The organism is Streptomyces otsuchiensis (genome assembly GCF_004305975.1).
GTDB lineage: Bacteria > Actinomycetota > Actinomycetes > Streptomycetales > Streptomycetaceae > Streptomyces > Streptomyces otsuchiensis.
This window is the reverse complement of sequence record NZ_BHZI01000583.1, coordinates 1-623: the sequence shown is the minus strand read 5'-3', so window position 1 is coordinate 623 and position 623 is coordinate 1. Positions and strand designations below refer to the sequence as shown.

The 623-nt window shown below is 70.3% G+C and carries 1 protein-coding gene; it reads left to right on the top strand.

The window, feature by feature from the left end:
- A partial coding sequence (locus tag E0D90_RS25955; protein WP_130800339.1) for an AMP-binding enzyme occupies positions 1-623 on the top strand: 623 nt, incomplete at both ends.

The following is a 623-nucleotide window of genomic DNA, read 5'->3' as shown; positions in this document are numbered from 1 at the left end:
CCACACCACCCACCACCATCCCCATCGGCACCCCCCTCACCAACAAACACACCTACATCCTCGACACCCACCTCAACCCCACCCCCATCGGCACAACCGGCGAAATCTACCTCGCCGGACACGGCCTCGCCCACGGCTACCTACACCAACCCACCACCACCGCAACCCGCTTCATCCCCAACCCCTACGGACCACCCGGCACCCGCCTCTACCGCACCGGCGACCTCGCCCACTGGACCCCAAACGGCACCATCCACTACACCGGCCGCACCGACACCCAAACCAAAATCCGCGGCTTCCGCATCGAACCCGCCGAGGTGGAAACGGCGCTGCTGGAGCATCCGGAGATCGCGCAGGCCGCCGTCCACACCCACCCGGACCGGCACGGGACCGCGCGGCTGGCCGTCTACGTGGTGCTGACCCCCGCCGCCACCGCGACCCCGCAGGACCTGCGCGGCTGGGCCCGCACCCGGCTGCCCGAGCACATGGTGCCCTCCTACGTGACGGTCATGGACCGGCTGCCGCTGACGGCGAACGGGAAGCTCGACCGCGCCGCACTCCCCGAACCCACCACCACGGCCACCGACGGACGCACCCCCCGAACCCCCCTCGAAACCACCCTC